The organism is Oleiphilus sp. HI0043 (assembly GCF_001634935.1).
On record NZ_LWEY01000665.1, the window covers coordinates 1 to 781 of the forward strand.

Below are 781 nucleotides of genomic sequence, written 5' to 3' on the forward strand. Positions count from 1 at the left end.
GCCGCCGCCAGCAGCGTCGAAGAAACTGGTACCGAAGTGACGGTCAAACAAAAGCATGGTTACGCCGCCAGCAAGTGCTGGCATGATCATAATCAATAGAATTGCTGTAAATAGCCATGCCCAGACAAACAAGGGTAGTTTCATCATATCAAGGCCGGGAGCGCGCATATTCAATACCGTTGTAACGATATTGATGGCAGCGAGTATCGATGATATGCCTAATACATGAAGAGTAAAGATCAGCAGATCCATCCCCATTCCCGCTTGAACAGATAAGGGAGGGTACAAGGTCCAGCCTGTATTGACGGGGGCGCCGCCACCGAAAAACGGTACGATGACTGACAAAATAAGCAGGGCAGCCCCGGCGGGTAATAGCCAGAAACTCAAGTTATTTAAGCGTGGCAATGCCATATCTGGCGCACCGATTTGAAGTGGGATCATCCAATTCGCCATACCAGCTGCGGCAGGCATGACAACACCAAAGACCATAATCAAGGCATGTGTAGTGACCATGTTATTGAAAAGGTCAGGCTCCAAAAACTGCAAGCCAGGAAAGTACAACTCTGCTCTAATGAGCATTGCCATACCACCACCCAAAAATAACATAATGAGAGAAAACACCAGGTACATGGTACCAATATCTTTATGGTTAGTGCTGAATAACCAGCGGCCTATACCCTTCGGTGGCTCATTGTGGTGATCATGATCGGCGCTTGAAACGTCCTGATTTTGTTCATCAATTGTAATAGTAGAACTCATTGATTATCTCCTCCTAGCGCGC

1 protein-coding gene is annotated in these 781 nt (G+C 47.4%); it reads right to left on the minus strand.

Translation table 11 applies throughout. The annotated features are described in order from the left end of the window. Positions 1–759: cbb3-type cytochrome c oxidase subunit I (locus A3729_RS07920; RefSeq protein WP_197475678.1), on the minus strand; the 759-nt coding region annotated here is incomplete at its 3' end. Between the last annotated feature and the right edge of the window lie 22 nt (positions 760–781).